The following is an 18,703-nucleotide window of genomic DNA, read 5'->3' as shown; positions in this document are numbered from 1 at the left end:
AGAATGCCATGGATGAACCAATCGTAGTCGGAATTGATATCGGAACGACCAAAGTCTGTACGCTGGTGGCGCGCGTGGAAGGCGAGCGAACCATGCGCATTCTGGGCGTGGGGATCGAACCCTCGCAAGGTATTCGCAAAGGGAATATTGTAGACCTTGCGGCTGCTTCAACTTCGATTGCGCGTTCGATTGAGAAGGCCCAGCGGACTTCGGGCTTTGAAATCACCTCGGCACTGGTCAGTCTGGCGGGGTCGCACGTGGCCTCGGTCAATAGCCGCGGGGTGGTAGGCATTTCCGGTGGTGTGATTGACGAGATGGATGTGGCGCGGGCTTTGGAGGCGGCTCAGGCTGTGGCAATTCCTCATAACCGTCAGATCATCCATGTCATTCAACGCAGTTTCATTGTGGACGGCCAGGACGGCATTCGCACGCCGATTGGGATGCATGGCTACCGCATGGAAGTAGAGGCGCACATCATCACGGCTGCCGAATCGACTGTGGAAAATCTGCGTCAGTGTGTGCAGGCAGCCGGAGTCCAGGTCACTCAATTTGTCCTTAACCCGCTGGCTTCGGCGGAGGTTGTCCTCTCCGAAACCGAACGTCAGATGGGCGTGGTGGTGTGTGATATTGGCGGGGGAACAACCGATCTGGCCATTTACATTGATGGAGATCTGTGGCACACCATGGTGCTGGCGGTAGGTGGCAATCACATCACCTCTGACATTGCCCATGGCCTGCGGCTGTCCATTGATCAGGCTGAAGAAGTCAAAAAACGCTATGGACATGCGATTGAGTCCGAAATTGCCGAAAATGATGTGATCAGCGTCCGTTCCTTTGGCCAGGAGGCTCCCGTACAGGTCAACCGGCGGGATTTAGCCCACATCATCGAGGCTCGCGTTGAGGAGATTTTCATGCTGGTGCTCCAGGAGATCAAACGCTCCGGTTATGACGGCTTGCTGCCGGCAGGAATGGTTCTCACCGGCGGAGCAAGTTTGTTGCCCGGCATGAAGAATCTGGCCAGTTCGGTGCTGGGTTTACCGGTTCGGGTAGCCAAACCCGAAAATCTGGTGGGTTTAACCGATCAATTGAACTCACCGGCCTATTCGACCAGCGTGGGATTGCTGCATTGGGCGTTGCTGCTCAGCGAGGCCGAACCACTCCACCCGCGCCGGTCGTTTCTCCCGAAAGGGATTAACTTGGATGGAGACAGGATCAAGAACTTCTTGAAACGCCTGTTGCCCTAACTTTTTCTGGAGGTCAAGTACCTGAAATTCAAATCCAATCAAGACAGGTTAAGCGGAGGAACACAAAATGGATCTTTACAGTAATCAAGCAGAATCTTTTGCCCGCATCAAAGTAATTGGTGTGGGCGGCGGTGGCTGCAACGCAGTCAACCGCATGATCGAAGAAGGGCTGAGCGGCATCGAATTCATCACGGTCAATACCGATGCGCAGGCTTTGCTGCTCTCCAAAGCACCCACCCGTGTGCGGATTGGTGATAAATCCACCCGTGGGTTGGGGGCTGGCGGTAACCCCGAAGTGGGACGGAAAGCGGCTGAAGAATCCGCTGAAGAGCTATACGAGGTGCTCAAAGGCTCCGACATGGTCTTTGTCACTGCCGGGCTTGGCGGAGGTACAGGCACTGGCGCAGCGCCGATTGTGGCACAAATAGCCAAAGAGGTTGGGGCTTTGACCATCGGTGTGGTAACTCGTCCCTTTACCTTTGAAGGCATGCGCCGTCAGCAGGCAGCGGAAGCCGGCATCGCCAAGCTCAAAGAACACGCCGATACCCTGATTGTCATCCCCAATGACCGCTTGCTGCAAATTGTGGACAAACGTGTCACCTTGCAGGAGGCATTCCGGACGGCCGATGATGTTCTGCGGCAAGGCATTCAGGGCATTTCCGAACTGATCACGGTACCGGGGTTGATCAATCTTGACTTTGCCGATGTACGGGCGATCATGTCCGAAGGCGGCGCAGCGTTGATGGCGGTTGGGCATGCCAGTGGTGAAGACCGGGCACGGATTGCGGCTGAGATGGCGATTTCGAGCCAGCTGCTGGACATCACCATTGACGGTGCGCGCGGTATCCTCTTCAATGTGACCGGTGGAAACAGCCTGACCCTCTTCGAGGTCAATCAAGCGGCGGCGATCATCAAGGAAACCGCTCACCCAGATGTGAACCTGATCTTTGGTGCAGTGGTTGATCCGAACATGGGTGATGAAATCCGCATTACCGTAATTGCAACCGGCTTTGACCGGCCCAGTGTTCGTTCCCCTTTAGTGGAACCGCGCCCCGCCCAGAAGAAGGAAGAAACCGCTTCCTTCCAGGCGAGCAGCCCCGCACCCAAGGCTGAGCGGCAAGCGCCACCCACCTCGCCAACCGAATTCCAGCCGCACGTAATCAACACCAACGATCTGGATATTCCGGCATTTTTACGGAATCGCAACACGCAACGCTGAGCCGTTCACCTCGATGATCGGAGAGCCGATGCTCTTCGCTGGTTACGACCGGTAGAACAACAGGAACGACCCAAGTCCCTGTAATTGAGGGTGCCTGTTTTCGGGAAACATCAGCACGGCGGAAGCCATCCTCCCTTCTGCCTGACGAGCGTGGTGTGTTAGCGGTGTGTTTCAACCTGTCTTGAGGAGCCCCCCTGAATACATTTCAGCGGGGGTTTCCGTTTTAAGGCTACAGGAAGATAAAATGAGCGAAACAATATTTCGAATTGGTTAATGGATCGTTAACATAAAAAATTCTAAATTTTTGACGGGTAAATAGACCCGCCCGTATATGGAAAATCAGGCGGAAATTTGCCTGATAACACCAGATATTGGGAATTTGATAAAGTCCTGATCAAGTATTCAAAGTAAGGAATAATTTTTTTGCAATTTGTCGAACGTAATTTCTACAAAGATAATTTTAAGATTAGAAAAGTCCTTTTTCTATTGCATCTTAATATCAGATATGCTAAAATAATCCCGTACATATACTATACATCAAAATAAATACCCCCATATATGGGGGTGTGTTTTCCGAAAAAAGAGTGTGAGGAAGATCAGGCTCGGAGGTTTAAGGGGGATTGGTGTGTGAGTCTTTTTCCAAAAATCAGCATAAGATGGAGGAGTTCATTGCGTTGCCCATATTGTCATTATGAACAATCGAGGGTTCTGGATACTACTCACGACCAGCGGGGTGGAATCCGTCGCCGCCGGGAGTGCGAAAAGTGTGGCCAGCGGTTTTCGACCTATGAAAGAGCGATTCTCGCCACGCCGTTGGTTGTCAAGCGAGATGGAACCCGCGAAGAATTCGATCGTGAAAAGTTGATGCGCGGTATTCGAATTGCCTGTGCCAAACGGCCCGTTTCTGCGGCGGAGATCGAACGATTGGTTGGCGAAATCGAATCGTCCCTGCAACAAATGGGGCGGGCGGAGGTCTCTTCCCGTGTGGTGGGAGACATGGTAATTGCCGGTCTGAAGGAACTGGATCAACTGGCTTATATTCGCTATGCGATTGTCTACTTGAACTTGAACGATTTGCACGCCATTCGCAAAGAAATTGACCGTCTTTTAGAAGGTTCATAATTTACAGGAGGATATCATGCAAACTCAACAACAAATCACTAAAAATGGCTTGCTGCCAACACCCCCTCGTCCCAAAGATCTTCCCAAAGTCGAATTAACCGAAAATGCCCGACAGGTGCTGATCCGCCGTTATGTACGGCGAGGCGATGACGGAAAACCGTGCGAGAGCGTTGAGGACATGTTCTGGCGGGTGGCTTATCATGTAGCCAGGGTTGAGGAACAGTGGGATAGTGATGTGATGAGCCGGGCGCGTGAATTTTACATCCTCCTCACCAGCAAAAAGTTCTTCCCAAACTCGCCCACTTTCACCGGAGCTGGCACTCCGCTTGGGCAGCTGGCAGCGTGCTTTGTGCTGCCGATTAATGATGATATGGGGCGGGATGCTTCCGGCATTTTCCAAACCTTACGGGATGCTGCCTTGATTCAGCAAACCGGAGGCGGCAATGGCTTTTCCTTCTCGCGGTTACGCCCAAAAGGCTCGATGGTCAAGTCCTCTGCTGGGCAGGCAACCGGTCCGGTAGGGTTTTTACGAGTTTATGACCACGCATTTGGTGAAATTGCCCAGGGCGGTACCCGCCGCGGCGCCAACATGGCTGTTTTGCGTGTGGATCATCCGGATGTTGAGGAATTTATTACCTGTAAAACCGATGAGAATGCCATTACCAATTTCAATATTTCCGTTGGAATAACAGATGACTTCATGCGCGCGGTTGAAAACGATGAAGAATGGGAGTTGCGTTTCCCGGATGTCCATTCTCCTCTTTATCGGCAGGTGAAAGGGACGCTGGAACAATTGGTGGAAGCCGGTGTTCCGCTGGTGACTTATAAAAAGGTGCGCGCAAGAGACCTATTTGATAAGATTGTGCGGCAGGCTCATCACAATGGGGAACCGGGGGTGCTGTTTTTGGATGCAGCCAACCGGAGCAATCCTGTACCTCACTTATATCCGCTGGAAGCCACCAATCCGTGCGGTGAACAATGGCTGGGCCCTTACGAAAATTGCTGTTTGGGTTCGGTCAATCTGGCTCAGCATTTTGCGCCGGATGGAAAGGTGGACTGGGAAGCCTTGCGGCAATCGGTGGTTACCGCAACCCGCTTTCTGGATGATGTGGTAGAAGCCAATCAGTATGTGCCAGCAGTCCCCCAGCTCAAAGAGGCAGCGCACCGCGCCCGACGAATTGGGCTGGGCATTATGGGGCTGGCAGATTTGATGTACCACTGCGGGGTGCGTTATGGATCGCCGGAGGGGCAGGAATTTGCTGCCCAGGTGATGGAGTTTGTCCGTTACCATGCCATGATTACTTCGGTGGAGATGGCAAAAGAACGCGGCCCGTTTCCGGCGATCAAAGGTTCTATTTACGATTCCGAAAATATGCGCTGGTCACCTCCCAGGCCGCTTTTCCCCTATGAACGGGATTGGGGACGCCCAGCAGTGGATTGGGACTGGCTGGTGGATCAGATCCGCATCCATGGCATCCGCAACGCAGCCCAAACGACTATCGCTCCCACCGGTACCATTGCAACCGTGGCAGGCTGTGAGGGGTACGGTTGTGAACCGGCATTTGCGCTGGCTTACATCCGCCATGTCAACGATAACGGCAAAGATTTACAGCTGACCTATGCCAGCCCGCAATTTGAGCAGGCGTTAATCAAAGCCGGCATCGAGCCGGAAAAACGCCAGGAGATTATTGAGCAAGTCATGCTGGAAGGCTCCTGTCAGCGGGTTGAATCTGTACCTGAAGAAATAAAACGGGTCTTTGTTGTTTCGGGCGATATTACCGCAGAAGAACATGTACGAATGCAGGCTGCCATGCAGGCCTTTGTGGATAATTCCCTCTCGAAGACGATCAACTTCCCCGAAGGAGCCACAGTGGAAGATGTGGCAATTGCCTATCATCTTGCCTGGAAGTTGGGCTGCAAGGGGATTACGGTGTATGTGACCGGTTCCCGGGAAAAAGTCGTTTTGGAAACTCTCTCCACCGCAAAGAAAAAACAGGCGGGAAGCGAGGAGGAAAAACCCCAGCCTGCCCTGGCAGAAAAAGTTGAGGATCAATTAACCATCTGGCATGAAACCAAAAAGCCGCGTCCACGTTACCTGACCGGATTCACATATTCGATAGATACACCGTTGGGTAAAGCCTTCATTACCGTCAATGAAAACGGCGGCAGTCAACCGTTTGAGGTGTTCATCAACACGGCCAAGGCTGGTTCAGATACGGCGGCTGTGTCGGAGGCGATTGGAAGATTGCTTTCCTACATCTTACGCCTTGCCTCTCCGATTGAACCGGCACGGCGGCTGCGTGAGGCTGCAAATCAACTGCTCGGAATTGGCGGGGGACGTTCATTGGGATTTGGGCCGAACCGGGTACGTTCCTTACCGGACGGGGTTGGGCAGATTCTGGACGAATATTTACAAATTCGCGCCGAGCGGTTGGTTTCGCAACAGGATAAAGCGAACAAAGAACCGGCTGCACCGGGCAACGGTCACCGCAGCGCCGCAGAAAAGGGTGACACCCCGCCGGTTGGTCAGAAACTGCTGCGTTTTGGGGATTTATGCCCGGAGTGCGGTGAAGCAGCTGTCATTAACGAGGAGGGCTGCCGCAAGTGCTACGCTTGTGGTTACAGCGAGTGCTAGCCTTACCCGCTAATTCAAGGCAATCAAGTCCGAGAGCGCTCAGGCCTGAGCGCTCTCGGATTGGCTTTTTGGGTTGTGTTCTCGTCCTGGTTTTGGCTGCCTGTACCACCACGCCATTACCACCTGCTCCAGTGAACCCCGCCACTCCGTCAGTGGCTGAACAGAGTATGGTGTTGCAGGTTTCCCCAGCAACTCCCTTACTCTCAGCCACTGTCCAGCCTTCAAAAACCTTCACCATAACGATTTCACCTTCATTTTCACCAACTTTCACCTTGACAGTCACACCAAGCTTTACCACCACTTTTACTGTTACGCCCCTGCCTACCTATGTTAAGTTAAGGGGAAAAGTGACCATCGCGCAGGCGGTCTGTCATTACGGGCCAGGTGCGCCGTACCTTTACAAATACGGGGTTTATGCCGGCAGTAATTTGGAAATTTTAAGGCGAGTGGAAGGCGGGAATTATATTGAAGTGCAGGCAATTGGCGGTAATAACCCGTGTTGGGTGAGGATGGATTACATGGACATACGGGGTGATGTGAATGCTCTCCAACCGGTGCATCCTTTTGAGGTCAAATTGCCAATCTCACCTTATTATGCTCCACCGACATGGGTTCGCGCTGAGCGAAACGGGGATGAGGTTAGGGTAGAATGGGCTGCCCTCAACCTGCGAGCAGGGGACGATTCAGAACAGACGCCCTACATTGTTGAAGCGTGGGTTTGTCAAAGCGGTCAAATGGTTTTTCAACCGGCCGGCACTTACCTGACTCAGGTGACTATTCGGGATGAGGCAGGTTGTGCGGAGCCTTCCCGCGCCCGGCTGATTGCGGCTGAAAAACATGGTTACACCCGCCCGCTGGTAATCGAATGGCCACAGCCGGTGTTGGCGACTACGCTGCCTTGAGGGTTAGTGTTTTCCCTCGGAATATACCAGCCAGCTGGATTGGTCAGGCTGTTCGCGTTGCTGGAGTATCTCAATCTGCCCTTGTTCCAACCACAAGACGGTTGGGCGGGCAGCGTAGTTATAATTGGAAGCCATACTTAATTGATAAGCCCCAGAAGCGGGAATGGCCAGATGATCTCCGCGTTGGAGGGGGGGTAAATTGACCTGTGGAATGAGCACATCACCGGATTCGCAGAATTTTCCAACAATTCGTACGGTTTGAGTGGCTGGTTCAGCCGCCCGTTCCACTACTTTTGCGATGTAGCGGGCCTGATAAAGAGCAACCCGGGGATTATCCGCCAATCCTCCGTCAATCGCAACCAGATGAGTTTGGGCAGGTGTGGTCTTTTGATTTCCCACCCGATAAATGGCTATCCCAGCGCGAGCAATCAGCCAGCGCCCGGGTTCCAGTACCAGACGAGGATACGGCCAGTCATGGCGGATGGCGGCTTCTTGCATGGCGCCGGAAACGGTTCTTACCCATTGCTCGGGGTCATCATCGGGGTCTTCGGGTGTATAACGGACACCCCACCCTCCGCCGGGACTAATTTCTGCGGGTATGTAATTATTTTTGGCGGCGAATTCGCACAAACGTTCAATGGCCAGCCGATATGGCTCAGTATCGAAAATTTGTGAACCCAAATGAGCATGAATCCCGCTCAGTTCCAACCACGGACTGGATAAACTCCGCTGTAGAGCTTCATCTGCCTCGCCGTTTTCTAAATGCAGTCCAAATTTGCTATCCAGATGGGCAGTTTGAATGTGTGGGTGTGTGTCCACACTCAGGTCTGGGGTGATACGCAGCCAGATGCGTACTCGCTTTTGGCTGTGAGAGGCCATCTGTTCCAGTAATTCCAATTCTTCCAGATTGTCCACGACAATTGCCTGAATTGCCCAGTCCAATGCGGCTTGCAATTCAGCTTCGCTTTTGTTGTTCCCATGAAGGTGAACCACCGACGGCTGAAAACCAGCTGTTTGAGCGATGTGGATTTCTCCCAAACTGACCACATCTAACCCAACGCCGTACTTCGCCAGTTTTTTTGCGAATTGAAAAGAGAGATAGGCTTTACTGGCATACGCCAGAAGGGCTTCGCCGGGATAATAACGCTTGAAGAGGCGGTGCAGGCGGTCAATTTGCGCGCGGACAGTGGCTGCATCATAGAGGTACAATGGTGTGCCGTACTGATTGGCAAGATCCACCAAATCATGCCCTGCAATTGCCAGGTGACCATTTTGGTTGATTGAGGTGCTGTTGGGAAAAATTGATAAATCATCCATGGATCAGAAGATTAATCCTCTTTGAAAAGGTTTTTTATCGGTACGCATCAGTCGCGCTGATGAATAAAATTTCTCCGTAAAAAATGCGATGATAATCTTTATTTGGGTAATGAGATTGGATACTCTCATCCAGAAAATTATCAGGATTAAAATCTGCCCAGTAGATTTTCCGACACTCAATGGCCAGAGAGGCTTCGGCAAAGACTGGAGCAGCAACTACCTGAGCTGGTTGCGGGGATAAGCCAGCCTGGGCAATTTTATCGGCATCCTTACCGGATCGTGAGCCGATTAAAGAAAGGGCTTTGCGGTATTGGGCGGGGAAGGCGCACAGGGTGAAGGTATCATACTCATTGCAGAATTTGTAGGTATAACGGGTCGGTCGGATAAACACTTGCGCGTAAGGTTTACCCCAAAGCGAACCAAGACTGCCCCACGAGACGGTCATCGCATTGAATTTACCGGATGAATAATCCCCGGCAGTGAGGAGTAGCCAATCATTTTCCCACAAGTCGTAAATTCGAACCCGCAATGTTTCGGGAGAGAGAGGTGTACGCTGCATGTTATCTCCTAATCTTCAGGCTAACACAGCCTCCGGCAATTATAACAGGTTGACGAAAACTGAATCTAAGCGGTTGGGCGGTTCAATCTGGTTCATGGGAGAATTCTGGAGAACGACTGGGTGATAGCCTGCCCCAACCCTGATAAGCCCTTGAGAATGGGAGTGAAAGGATCCCAGCCGGCACTTTTCCCAAAACTGAATCCGCTGCCAAAATCAGAGCCGAAATAGAGCAGCAGCGCAAAGGCAATTCCAATTATCAAAAGGAAAAAAATTTCCCCCTTGCGATTTGATCCACTACCCATGGAAAAACTCCTTTCCTTGACCGGCTACCCAAGGTCAGGTTTTCCAACCATGACCGTCTACCTGCATTATACATATGGTTAGTCCAAAAGAGCCTGATTCGAAGAAAATATGCAAGTATTCAATTGATGATACAATAAAAATCCATCTCACAAACAAGAGGTTAATTATGCAGGATCATGATGGACTTCAATATCATGTGAAGGTAAAACGCGGGGATGTGGGTCGTTATGTTCTCCTACCGGGTGATCCGGGCAGGGTTGAAAAAATCGCCCGCTTTCTGGATGAACCCTGTTTTATTTCCTCAAATCGGGAGCACACGGTTTATACGGGAAAACTCAACGGCGAACTGGTTTCGGTGGTTTCCACCGGCATGGGCTGCCCTTCGACAGCCATCGCCGTAGAGGAGCTGATTGCGGTGGGTGCAGATACGTTCATTCGGGTTGGCACATCCGGTGCAATGCAACCGGGCATGCAACTGGGCGACCTTGCGATCGTCACCGGCGCAATTCGGGATGAAGGTACCACCCGCCAGTATTTACCGATTGAATTTCCAGCGGTTGCAGATGTGACGGTTGTCAACGCCCTGGTTGAGGCAGCCTCGCGCCTTGGCGCTCGATACTTTGTGGGTATTTCCCATACCAAGGATTCATTTTACGGCGAGGTAGAGCCGGATCGGATGCCGATTGCAGCGGAGTTGAAGGCACGCTGGAATGCGTGGGTAGCCGGCGGCGCCATTTGTTCGGAGATGGAGGCGGCTGCGATTTTTGTCCTTTCATCTATTTACCGCAAGCGGGCGGGCGGAGTAATGACGGTGATCGGCAGCGACACGGCCACCCTGATCAACCAGAAGACCTCTCCCGACCTGATGATTCAGGTGGCGGTAGAGGCCATCCGAATTTTGATCGAATCAGACCGGCGTTCCAATTAATTGAGCAAATTGCGGTGGCGGTATTGAAGCGCTTCTGCCAGATGGGCAGTTTGAATGTTGGGGCTGCCGGCTAGGTCGGCAATGGTGCGTGCCAGCTTTAAAATCCGGTGATAAGCCCGGGCTGAAAGCTGAAATTGCTGCATGGCGGTACGCATCAGGTTGGTGCCGGTTTCATCCAGAATGCAGTATTTCCGAATCTCTGCCGGGCGCATGTCGGCATTGCAGGAAAGACCATCCTCTTTGAAGCGTTCGCGTTGAATTTGACGAGCGGCTTCGACTCGGTTGCGCACCACCTCAGAGGGTTCTCCTTGCCGTTTATCGCTCAATTTTTCGTAATCAATACGCGGCACTTCGATGAAAATGTCAATGCGGTCGAGGAGCGGTCCGGAAATGCGCTTCTGGTATTTGGTAATCGTAGAGGGGGAGCAGGTGCATGCTTTGACCGGGTCACCGTAATTCCCGCAAGGGCAGGGATTCATTGCAGCCACCAGCTGGAAATTAGCCGGAAAGGTGAGCGAACCCTGGGCACGGCTGATGGTGACGATTTTGTCTTCTAAAGGCTGGCGTAAAACCTCCAGTACCCGCATACCAAATTCGGGGAGCTCGTCCAGAAACAGCACACCCCGATGGGCAAGGGAGATCTCACCGGGGTGAGGGGTATTGCCCCCGCCAACCAGGCCGGCATGAGAAATGGTGTGATGGGGAGCGCGGAAGGGGCGACTGCGGACGAGCGGAACATCACGGGGTAATTTGTCGGCTATCGAATAAATCCGGGTAACATCCAGGGCTTCGTCAATGGTCATGCGCGGCAAAATGGCGGGTAAAGCCCGGGCAAGCAAAGTTTTGCCGGTGCCCGGCGGCCCGGACATTAGAACATTATGACCGCCAGCTGCTGCAATTTCCAAAGCTCGTTTGGCATGTTCCTGCCCTTTGATCTCTTGAAAATCGGTTTGAACTTCAACCTGAATTTCGCTGATTTCAACCTGTGGATAGGGGGAAATGGGGTTTTCTCCCTTAACATGGCTGATCAGGTCGAGAATAGTGCGGACAGGGATGATTTCCAGGTCGGGAATCAAAGCGGCTTCGGCTGCGTCCGCTTCCGGCACGAACATGCGGGTAAACCCCAACTGCCGGGCTGCGGCTGCCATTGGTAAAATGCCGCGGACATGGCGGACACCACCATCCAGTGAAAGCTCACCCACGACCAGTGAATTGGAGAAGGCTGCCTGAGGAATTTGCTCGGTAGCGACCAGCACCGCCAGGGCAATCGGTAAATCATAAGCCGGCCCTTCTTTTTTCACTGAAGCTGGGGCAAGGTTTACCGTGATGCGCTTACGCGGGTAAATCATCCCCGCGTTTTTAATTGCCATTTGCACCCGCTCGCGCGATTCCTGAACGGCGGTGTCGGGTAATCCAACGATGATCATCGCCGGCAGACCCTGACCCGTATCTACTTCAACTTCAACGATGGCGGTTTCTAAACCGATGATGGAGCAGGAATAAATTCTGGCAAGCATGAGGACTCAATTAGCGGATATATCGCCCGCTGATATATTTTTCTAATTCTTCCAGCAATAAAGCTTGATCGGAAATGATCGTCTTGACGACATCGCCGATGGTGATGATCCCAACCAGACTTTCATTTTCAATGACCGGCAAATGGCGGATCCTTCGAGCGGTCATCAAAATCATGCAATCTTTTACGGTTTGTGTCGGGGTAACGGTGATCACATCGGTGGTCATAAAAGTCGAGACAGGCAAAAGGTTGAGCGTTTCGCGCTGACGGACGGCCTGACGGGCATAATCCCGCTCCGAAAAAATACCGACCAGTTTGCCATCTTTGACGACCGGAACTGCCCCAATGTCTTTTTCCGCCATCAGTTCGAGTGCCTCCATGACGGTTGCATCAGGCGAAACAGACCAGACTTGGGTACCCTTGTTTTGCAGAATCTGCCGGACTGTGCTTTCCATAATACCCCTCCCTTTCATATTTTGGTTGAGACAAGCACCTGTATTTATTATAGAGTAAAAATGCCCTGCAAGGTAATTGGGATTTGAGCGAAAAACCGGTAAAATGGAAAGACCACCGTTTTTGCTACTTAACGGGTGAGAGATTTGACGTCCTGGCAGTTTGGTGTTTTGCTGGTTGCGCTCAGGTTCGGCAATGCTTGCAGCGCAGCAGAGGTTTGAAAATCTGTCAGGGTAATCCAACAACCCCTCTGTCTTTTCAAAAAAGGAGCGTTTTATATGTTCATGATCTTGTTTGTGCTGGATGACCCCGGCCGTTTGGACGAATTGCTGGAGGGATGGTCGGAAATTGGAATTAAGGGTGTTACGATCATCGAAAGCAGCGGTTTTTACCGACGGCAAATCAAACGCACGAAACTGCATTTGACGTTTCTGGTAGAGCCGGTTTCAAGCATCCTTGAGGAAGGCAATATCACCCTGTTTACGGCGGTTGAGGATGAGGCGTTGGTCGAGCAGTGTCTGCAAAAAACCGAACAAATTGTGGGCAATCTGGAAAAACCCCATAGCGGTGTGTTCCTGTCCTGGCCGTTGAGCAGTGCAAAGGGTCTGCACAAATCGTTGGAAGAAGGGAAAAAGACCCTATGATCTGGATTGAATTTATTATTAGTGCGGCTCTGGTGGTGCTCGCAGCGGTGAAACTGGCCGAATACGGCGACATTATTGCAATCCGCACTGGCTTGGGAAGAGCATTCATCGGTGTGATCTTGATGGCTTCGGCTACTTCACTGCCCGAGTTCCTGACCGCCATCAATTCGATCCGTTTAGGCATCCCCGACCTTTCGGGAGGAAATATCTTTGGCGCCAATATGTACAATATGCTCTTGCTGGCATTTATCAGCATTTTGGGGTGGAGAGAACGAGCCTTGCGGGTAGTGGTGCGCCGGCATGGTTTGACCGGCGGCGGGGCAATTTTGATGATTTTGCTGGCTACTTTTTTTGTCTATGTAAATCTGGATATCAAAATTGGCTGGGTGGGGGTTGATAGTTTGCTGTTGATTGCCTCTTATCTGATCCTGGTTCGGCTATTGCGTACCTCGACCACGATCAGCGAAGAAGAGCGCAATGAGGACGACGAAGGATTACCCCCATTGAAAACGGCCTTATTATGGTTTGGTGGCGCGGCGCTGGTACTGGTACTGGTGATGCCCTGGCTTGTTCGCGTAGCCAACGACATTGCCAACCTGACCGGCTTGGGTGAGGGTTTTGTGGGGGTGGCTTTGCTGGCGTTCGTATCCACCATGCCCGAACTGGTAGCCACCATTGCGGCTGTACGCATGAAAGTCTACGATCTGGCGATTGGAAATTTGTTTGGCAGCAATATGTTCAATATGTTTGCGCTGGGATTGGTGGATTTTCTGTTCACCAAAGGGCGGTTTATTGGTAGTATTTCGCCGGAATTTGTACTGGTGGGCTTTTTGGGGTTGATTATGAATACAATGGCGTTAATTGGCAACCAATCCATCATTCGCCGGCGGGCGTTGGCTTTTCTGGAACTGGATGCGGCGGTCTTGATTTTGACCTTTATCCTTGGGATGATGCTGATTTATCAACGTGGGCTGGGAATTTAATCCAAACGGATCTTCCCTGCTTTTGGGAAGATCCGTTTTTTCGCCTATCAACCGATTAGAACGAAGTAGCTTTTGAGGTAAAGGTTCTTTGAACCATGCTGTCATCAAAGAAACCGCCGGTGTGGCCGGTTTCAGCGTACTGGTAAACAGCAGCGGCATAAATTCCGCTTAAGGTGGAATTGATCAACCCGATCAGGATGAGAGCAATGACTATCAAAACAAAGATTGCAATAGCCAGAGGCGCGGATTCCAGGACGATGAAAGCCACACCGGAAAAGATCATCCCGAAAATCACAATTCCGAAGGAAATCAGCCCGAAAACCGTCCCAATACCGACATTTCCGGCTATTTGTTCCCCCCACGTTTTGCGCAATAAAGAAACACTGCGTTTGATAGCCTCAATGGGGCCAACCCCTTCAACCGCAAGCACCGGTACCACCAGAAAAGTGGCGATATTCCATGCAAAGCCAATTAAAGAGATAACCATTCTGCCCAAACCGCGGCTGCGTTCGGAAACAGCCCTTAGTAGCATACCTACCGTGGCTGCGATGATGGCGTAACCGATGATGTTCACAATCCGGCTGAAAGCAATTTGAAAACCCTGTGCAACTGTGGGGTCACCGCCTCTCAAACGGATGATGGCTGCACCGACCAGGGCGGTGTTGGCAAAGAAGATGACAGTATATTGCACGATGTAAAAAAGGAAAATGACCACGAACCCGGCAACCTGGATCCTTTCGGAAAACAGGCTGTCTACCAGTCCACTCAAAAACAGGGGCAGTGCAAAAGTGAGTGTAACAATTAAGGTGCCGATAGCCGATACGATTGGAAAAACGACCAGTTCTTTATCGGCTGAAAGGACTCGAAAACTCGCTTTGACCAACTCCCAACTATTGCCCAACTTGTCCATTGTGATTTCCTCCACAGGTATCTACGATCAGCAGCCCAAAAAAGTTGCGTAACCGGCTAGTCCGAGTTTTTTTCCGGTGGCTGGCTGTTTTTACCCCGTCCCAATTCTTGAGAGCGCTCGTAAGCCGCCCAAATTGCCCGGCTGAGTGCTGTTCTGAAGCCGGCTTTTTCCAGATAATACAGAGCTGCGGCAGATGTCCCACCCGGTGAGGTGACTTGATTGCGTAAATGTGCCGGATGATCCTTTTTGAGGGCATAATACTCCACCGAACCACGAATCGTTTGCGTGACCAGTTGTTCGGCAATCCGGCGGGGAAAACCCAGATGAACCCCGGCGTCAATCAGCGCTTCCATGAAAAGAAAAACGTAGGCCGGACCGGTGCCGGAAAGAGCAGTAGCCATATCCAGATAATTTTCTTCCTCAACGTAGATTTCCTGCCCAAGCGCCGATAAAATCAACCGGGCTGCCTCTAGTTGGGCTTCAGTTACGGCGAGAGAGGAAGTCCAAACCGTAATTCCCTGCCCAATTTGAGCCGGTGTGTTTGGCATCGCCCGGATAACGGCGGGGTGTTCCAGTCCGCTGCTGATGCTTTGAATAGAGGCACCAGCAATGATGGATAAAACCACCGCATGAGGGGCAATTTTTCCCCGCAGCCCAGCCAGCACGGTGCGTAATTTTTGTGGCTTGACCGCCAGTATGACAATGTCAGCGGCGCTAACCGCTTCGGCGTTATCGGCAGTAAAACGGATGCCGTAGCGTTCAACCAATTCGCTGCCGCGCTCTGGACGCGGCCCGGCTGCAATGATTTTTTGGGCTGGCAGCACTTGATTACGAATCAAGCCAGCGATGATGGCTTCTGCCATTACACCCGGCCCGATGATTGAAAGATTTTGTGAGCTCATCATGTTCTAATTCCACCTTCTTGTGTTCGGGATTCAGGGGATTTAAACCGTGACCAGCGGGCAAAAATCGCCATGGAAAGGAACCTGCCGGCACTCTTTTCCATCAAAGCCACTTCACCAAAACTCCACTCACCATCCGATTGTGTGAGCATTTCCTGCAGGGCATAGTGAAGAGTCAAAGCTGAGGCCTTGACGGCGTAAGCCGTAAGTACGACAAAAAGCGGATTTGGTGAAAGAACTTTTTTGCAAGCATCCAGTAAATTGGGTAATAAACGGAAAAATTCCCACACTTCCCCTTTGGGGCCGCGCCCGAATTTTGGTGGATCCAGAATCAAACCATCGTATTTTACCCCCCGGCGGCCTTCCCGCTGAACGAACTTAATCGCGTCATCCAAAATCCAGCGGATTGGAGCAGTTTCCAGGCCGGAGAGGGTTTGATTTTCTCGCGCCCAGTTGATGACCTTTCGAGAAGCATCCACGTGGGTTACCTGCGCACCGCTTTGGGCGGCAGCCAGACTCGCCAGTCCGGTATAACCAAAAAGATTCAAAACCCTGGCTGAGCGACCAGCTTTAGTGATTTGTTCAGCGATCCAATCCCATTGACAGGCCTGTTCGGGGAAAACCCCCACATGCCGGGAAGCGGTTGTTTGGATGAAAAAGGACAGGTTCTTATAGTGCATGATCCATCGTTCCGGGATGGGTTTGTGGTGTTGCCAATGTCCACCGTTTTCTTCCGGTGTTGGCACAAAACGGGCATGAGCTGCTGCCCATTTGTTTTCCGGCAGAGCAGGCGCCCAGACGGCTTCGGCTTCCGGTCTCACCAGCAGGTATTGACCAAAGCGCTCCAGCTTCCAGCCGTTTCCGCTGTCCACCAGCTCGTAATCTTTCCATTCCGGGGATGTCAGGATTAAGTACGTGAATTGCAGTTTGTTTTGAATTGCCATAGTCGTTATGCAAGCGAGTATATCAGATTTTGACCGTTGCAGTTCGGGCTGAGCGTTGTTGGATTCCTGTTCGGGTTAACCCATGCAATTAGAATAACGTTTGGAAAGTCAGGAATTGTCCAAAAAATTCCATTTAGGTGGCTTGAAAGACATGTTTTGGTAAAGATTGACTGGCTAAATTTTTCGGGATTGTTCGACAGGAACGAGATTGGGCATTATAATCCTCAGCGTTTTCAGGAAAACACCAATTCCCTCAAGAAGGATTTGCGGATGCAGGTTTATGATTTCGACCAGGTGGTTGACCGCCGAAATTCCGACAGCATCAAATGGCATTACTTTGCGGAGGATGTCCTGCCCATGTGGGTCGCAGACATGGATTTTGCGGCTGCCCCCGCCATCATTGAAGCGCTCCATCAGCGGGTTTCGCATGGGGTTTTTGGATATGCGGCGGAATTAAAGGAATTGAGAGAGGCTATTTTAGCCTGGTTGGAAAAACGACATGGTTGGAAAGTCAAGGCAGAAGATTTGATTTTTCTGCCGGGGGTGGTGGTTGCCTTCAATCTCGTAACCCAGGCACTGTGTACCGAACAGCGCGGTGTGGTCATCCAGACGCCGGTATATCCGCCGTTTTTGAGCGTCGGGCAAAATGCAGGTGTTCCGCTGCTTTCGTCCAAACTGGCAGTGAGATGGGATCACCATTATGAGGTGGATTGGGATTCCTTTGAACATTGCCTCGATCAAAATGCCGGCATGTTCCTGTTATGCAATCCGCATAATCCAGTTGGGCGGGTTTTTTCACGCGCTGAATTGGAGCAGATGGCCGAGCAGTGCCTGCGGCGGGACGTCATGATTTGCTCGGATGAGATTCACTGTGATCTGGTGTATGACGGCAACCAGCACATTCCGATTGCTTCACTGGATGCCGAAATTGCAAAAAAAACGGTCACGCTGATGGCGCCGAGCAAGACGTTTAATATCCCAGGGCTGGAGTTTTCTTTTGCAGTCGTTCCGGATCCGCAGGTGAGGCAAAAAATTCATCAAGCCCGACGCGGGTTAGTGGAAGGAGTGAATCTGATGGGAATGACGGCGGCAAGAGCTGCTTATCAGCATGGGGAAGATTGGCTGGATCAGTTGATGGTGTACCTGCGCTCCAACCGGGATTGGTTATATCAAACCGTGCAGGAATGTATGCAGGGGGTTCACTTGCCTTTACCGGAGGGGACTTATCTGGCGTGGCTGGATTTCACCCGGACCACGATTGGAGAAGACCCGTTTACTTTTTTCCTCCAAGAGGCAAAGGTGGGGTTGAACGATGGACGTGCGTTTGGAGGCGGTGGCGAGGGTCATGTCCGGTTGAATTTCGGCTGCCCACGCAGCTTGTTACAGGAAGGCATCCATCGGATGATTATGGCATGGGAGAAACATCAGAGAGGATGATATGACTCGAACCACTCAAACCCCAAATCACAGCAGGGGGTGTGGAGGCTGTTTCATGAGGGGGATGGGGGTGTTCAGTTTGCTGCTTTTGCTCCCGATTGTGATCTATGGAGTGTTGTATGCTGTGGGAGCGTTATTGATCACTTCGGATTCTTTGAAGGATGCCGGAATGGTTGTCTTGTTGAGTGGTGGAGATCGCCAGCGCTGGGAGGAGGCCGTAAAACTTTACAGGGCTGAACCTTCCCGAATTATTTTGATTACGGAGACCGGTGACACAATTAATGATATTGGCACTCGCTACAGTCTGCTGGTGCGCAACAATCTCTCGGCGATGGGTGTCCCGATGGACCACATCCGCATCATTCCTGAAGTGTCCCGTTCAACGGTGGAGGAAGCCAAAAGCGTGCGGGAATACATGGAATACTGGGGGCATCCTTCCTGTGTGGTGGTAACGGATCCTTACCATACCTTTCGCACACGGCTGATCTTCCACGATACATTTCGGGGAAGTCCGGTCAAGGTGCAAATTCACGCGGTACAGGGACACTGGTATCAGGCGGCAACATGGATGTTCAGCCGGCAAGGTTGGGAGGTAACTTTGCTGGAATTGGCCAAAGTGGTTGGTTATGTATTTGGCGCCGGGCGTTGAGACAAACAACAGAGCCGCTTTAAGCGGCTCTGTATG

At 51.7% G+C, this 18,703-nt stretch carries 18 protein-coding genes; 10 read left to right on the top strand and 8 right to left on the bottom strand.

Annotated elements, in window-relative coordinates:
- Positions 1-8 precede the first annotated feature (8 nt).
- From ftsA to AC812_RS07555, 5 genes are all read left to right on the top strand, one after another.
- Entirely contained in the window at positions 9-1,244 is a 1,236-nt protein-coding gene (gene ftsA / locus AC812_RS07575) for a cell division protein FtsA (RefSeq protein ID WP_236839266.1), read from the top strand.
- A gap of 67 nt (positions 1,245-1,311) precedes the next feature.
- Positions 1,312-2,463, top strand: a complete 1,152-nt coding sequence (ftsZ, locus tag AC812_RS07570) for a cell division protein FtsZ (RefSeq protein ID WP_061918123.1) — start codon at positions 1,312-1,314, stop codon at positions 2,461-2,463.
- A 669-nt stretch (positions 2,464-3,132) separates the two neighbouring features.
- Positions 3,133-3,585 carry a transcriptional regulator NrdR gene (gene nrdR, locus AC812_RS07565; protein WP_061918121.1) on the top strand — a complete coding sequence of 151 codons (453 nt, stop codon included), beginning with the start codon at positions 3,133-3,135 and terminating at the stop codon, positions 3,583-3,585.
- Positions 3,586-3,601: 16 nt separating this feature from the next.
- Positions 3,602-6,220 (top strand): adenosylcobalamin-dependent ribonucleoside-diphosphate reductase, encoded by a 2,619-nt coding sequence (locus AC812_RS07560; protein ID WP_061918119.1) that lies wholly within the window; start codon positions 3,602-3,604, stop codon positions 6,218-6,220.
- A gap of 347 nt (positions 6,221-6,567) precedes the next feature.
- A complete protein-coding gene (locus AC812_RS07555; protein ID WP_061918117.1) occupies positions 6,568-7,122 on the top strand; it encodes a hypothetical protein in 555 nt (184 codons plus the stop codon).
- Positions 7,123-7,125: 3 nt separating this feature from the next.
- On the opposite strand, the gene lysA is transcribed toward AC812_RS07555, so the two are convergent.
- From lysA to AC812_RS07540, 3 genes are all read right to left on the bottom strand, one after another.
- A complete protein-coding gene (gene lysA / locus AC812_RS07550) occupies positions 7,126-8,439 on the bottom strand; it encodes a diaminopimelate decarboxylase (protein ID WP_061918115.1) in 1,314 nt (437 codons plus the stop codon).
- 34 nt (positions 8,440-8,473) lie between these two features.
- Positions 8,474-8,998 (bottom strand): flavin reductase family protein, encoded by a 525-nt coding sequence (locus AC812_RS07545; RefSeq protein WP_061918114.1) that lies wholly within the window; start codon positions 8,996-8,998, stop codon positions 8,474-8,476.
- Between the two features lie 92 nt (positions 8,999-9,090).
- Positions 9,091-9,300: an MreC domain-containing protein gene (locus tag AC812_RS07540; RefSeq protein WP_061918112.1), complete on the bottom strand. Its 210-nt coding sequence runs from the start codon at positions 9,298-9,300 to the stop codon at positions 9,091-9,093.
- Positions 9,301-9,467: 167 nt separating this feature from the next.
- On the opposite strand from AC812_RS07540, the gene udp reads away from it, so the two are divergent.
- Positions 9,468-10,229: a uridine phosphorylase gene (gene udp / locus AC812_RS07535; protein WP_061918110.1), complete on the top strand. Its 762-nt coding sequence runs from the start codon at positions 9,468-9,470 to the stop codon at positions 10,227-10,229.
- Here udp and AC812_RS07530 read toward each other — a convergent pair.
- Positions 10,226-11,746 (bottom strand): YifB family Mg chelatase-like AAA ATPase, encoded by a 1,521-nt coding sequence (locus tag AC812_RS07530; protein WP_061918108.1) that lies wholly within the window; start codon positions 11,744-11,746, stop codon positions 10,226-10,228. The genes udp and AC812_RS07530 overlap by 4 nt on opposite strands.
- 10 nt (positions 11,747-11,756) lie before the next feature.
- Positions 11,757-12,200: a CBS domain-containing protein gene (locus tag AC812_RS07525; protein ID WP_061918106.1), complete on the bottom strand. Its 444-nt coding sequence runs from the start codon at positions 12,198-12,200 to the stop codon at positions 11,757-11,759.
- A gap of 276 nt (positions 12,201-12,476) precedes the next feature.
- Between AC812_RS07525 and AC812_RS07520 the strand changes: the two genes are divergently transcribed.
- Complete coding sequence (locus AC812_RS07520; RefSeq protein WP_061918104.1) at positions 12,477-12,842, top strand: hypothetical protein; 366 nt, start codon at positions 12,477-12,479, stop codon at positions 12,840-12,842.
- Entirely contained in the window at positions 12,839-13,825 is a 987-nt protein-coding gene (locus AC812_RS07515) for a sodium:calcium antiporter (RefSeq protein ID WP_061918102.1), read from the top strand. The genes AC812_RS07520 and AC812_RS07515 overlap by 4 nt, the downstream gene beginning before the upstream one ends.
- 55 nt (positions 13,826-13,880) lie before the next feature.
- On the opposite strand, the gene AC812_RS07510 is transcribed toward AC812_RS07515, so the two are convergent.
- From AC812_RS07510 to AC812_RS07500, 3 genes are read right to left on the bottom strand one after another with little or no spacing between them, the layout of a single operon-like run.
- On the bottom strand, positions 13,881-14,735 hold the full coding sequence (locus AC812_RS07510) for a DUF6159 family protein (RefSeq protein WP_061918100.1): 855 nt from the start codon (positions 14,733-14,735) through the stop codon (positions 13,881-13,883).
- Positions 14,736-14,791: 56 nt separating this feature from the next.
- The gene (gene proC, locus AC812_RS07505) at positions 14,792-15,640 is read right to left on the bottom strand and encodes a pyrroline-5-carboxylate reductase (protein WP_061918098.1); all 849 of its coding nucleotides are present in this window, start codon (positions 15,638-15,640) and stop codon (positions 14,792-14,794) included.
- Entirely contained in the window at positions 15,637-16,581 is a 945-nt protein-coding gene (locus AC812_RS07500; RefSeq protein WP_061918096.1) for a class I SAM-dependent methyltransferase, read from the bottom strand. The genes proC and AC812_RS07500 overlap by 4 nt, the downstream gene beginning before the upstream one ends.
- A gap of 270 nt (positions 16,582-16,851) precedes the next feature.
- Between AC812_RS07500 and AC812_RS07495 the strand changes: the two genes are divergently transcribed.
- Positions 16,852-18,018 carry a MalY/PatB family protein gene (locus AC812_RS07495; RefSeq protein WP_061918441.1) on the top strand — a complete coding sequence of 389 codons (1,167 nt, stop codon included), beginning with the start codon at positions 16,852-16,854 and terminating at the stop codon, positions 18,016-18,018.
- A gap of 55 nt (positions 18,019-18,073) precedes the next feature.
- Entirely contained in the window at positions 18,074-18,667 is a 594-nt protein-coding gene (locus tag AC812_RS07490; RefSeq protein ID WP_169787277.1) for a YdcF family protein, read from the top strand.
- The last annotated feature ends 36 nt before the right edge of the window (positions 18,668-18,703 follow it).

It is taken from the genome of Bellilinea caldifistulae (assembly GCF_001306055.1).
In the GTDB taxonomy this organism is placed as follows: Bacteria; Chloroflexota; Anaerolineae; order Anaerolineales; family Anaerolineaceae; genus Bellilinea; species Bellilinea caldifistulae.
The sequence above is the reverse complement of the archived record's forward strand: the minus strand, read 5'-3'. Positions and strand labels throughout refer to the sequence as shown.

Bases quoted from the DNA above. Each gene is read 5' to 3' on its own strand.
- AC812_RS07510 (WP_061918100.1), bottom strand. From the start codon at position 14,735: ATGGACAAGTTGGGCAATAGTTGGGAGTTGGTCAAAGCGAGTTTTCGA.
- lysA (WP_061918115.1), bottom strand. From the start codon at position 8,439: ATGGATGATTTATCAATTTTTCCCAACAGCACCTCAATCAACCAAAAT.
- AC812_RS07530 (WP_061918108.1), bottom strand. From the start codon at position 11,746: ATGCTTGCCAGAATTTATTCCTGCTCCATCATCGGTTTAGAAACCGCC.
- AC812_RS07495 (WP_061918441.1), top strand. From the start codon at position 16,852: ATGCAGGTTTATGATTTCGACCAGGTGGTTGACCGCCGAAATTCCGAC.
- AC812_RS07500 (WP_061918096.1), bottom strand. From the start codon at position 16,581: ATGGCAATTCAAAACAAACTGCAATTCACGTACTTAATCCTGACATCC.
- udp (WP_061918110.1), top strand. From the start codon at position 9,468: ATGCAGGATCATGATGGACTTCAATATCATGTGAAGGTAAAACGCGGG.
- AC812_RS07540 (WP_061918112.1), bottom strand. From the start codon at position 9,300: ATGGGTAGTGGATCAAATCGCAAGGGGGAAATTTTTTTCCTTTTGATA.
- AC812_RS07525 (WP_061918106.1), bottom strand. From the start codon at position 12,200: ATGGAAAGCACAGTCCGGCAGATTCTGCAAAACAAGGGTACCCAAGTC.
- AC812_RS07520 (WP_061918104.1), top strand. From the start codon at position 12,477: ATGTTCATGATCTTGTTTGTGCTGGATGACCCCGGCCGTTTGGACGAA.
- AC812_RS07515 (WP_061918102.1), top strand. From the start codon at position 12,839: ATGATCTGGATTGAATTTATTATTAGTGCGGCTCTGGTGGTGCTCGCA.
- ftsA (WP_236839266.1), top strand. From the start codon at position 9: ATGGATGAACCAATCGTAGTCGGAATTGATATCGGAACGACCAAAGTC.
- proC (WP_061918098.1), bottom strand. From the start codon at position 15,640: ATGATGAGCTCACAAAATCTTTCAATCATCGGGCCGGGTGTAATGGCA.
- AC812_RS07545 (WP_061918114.1), bottom strand. From the start codon at position 8,998: ATGCAGCGTACACCTCTCTCTCCCGAAACATTGCGGGTTCGAATTTAC.
- AC812_RS07560 (WP_061918119.1), top strand. From the start codon at position 3,602: ATGCAAACTCAACAACAAATCACTAAAAATGGCTTGCTGCCAACACCC.
- ftsZ (WP_061918123.1), top strand. From the start codon at position 1,312: ATGGATCTTTACAGTAATCAAGCAGAATCTTTTGCCCGCATCAAAGTA.
- AC812_RS07490 (WP_169787277.1), top strand. From the start codon at position 18,074: ATGAGGGGGATGGGGGTGTTCAGTTTGCTGCTTTTGCTCCCGATTGTG.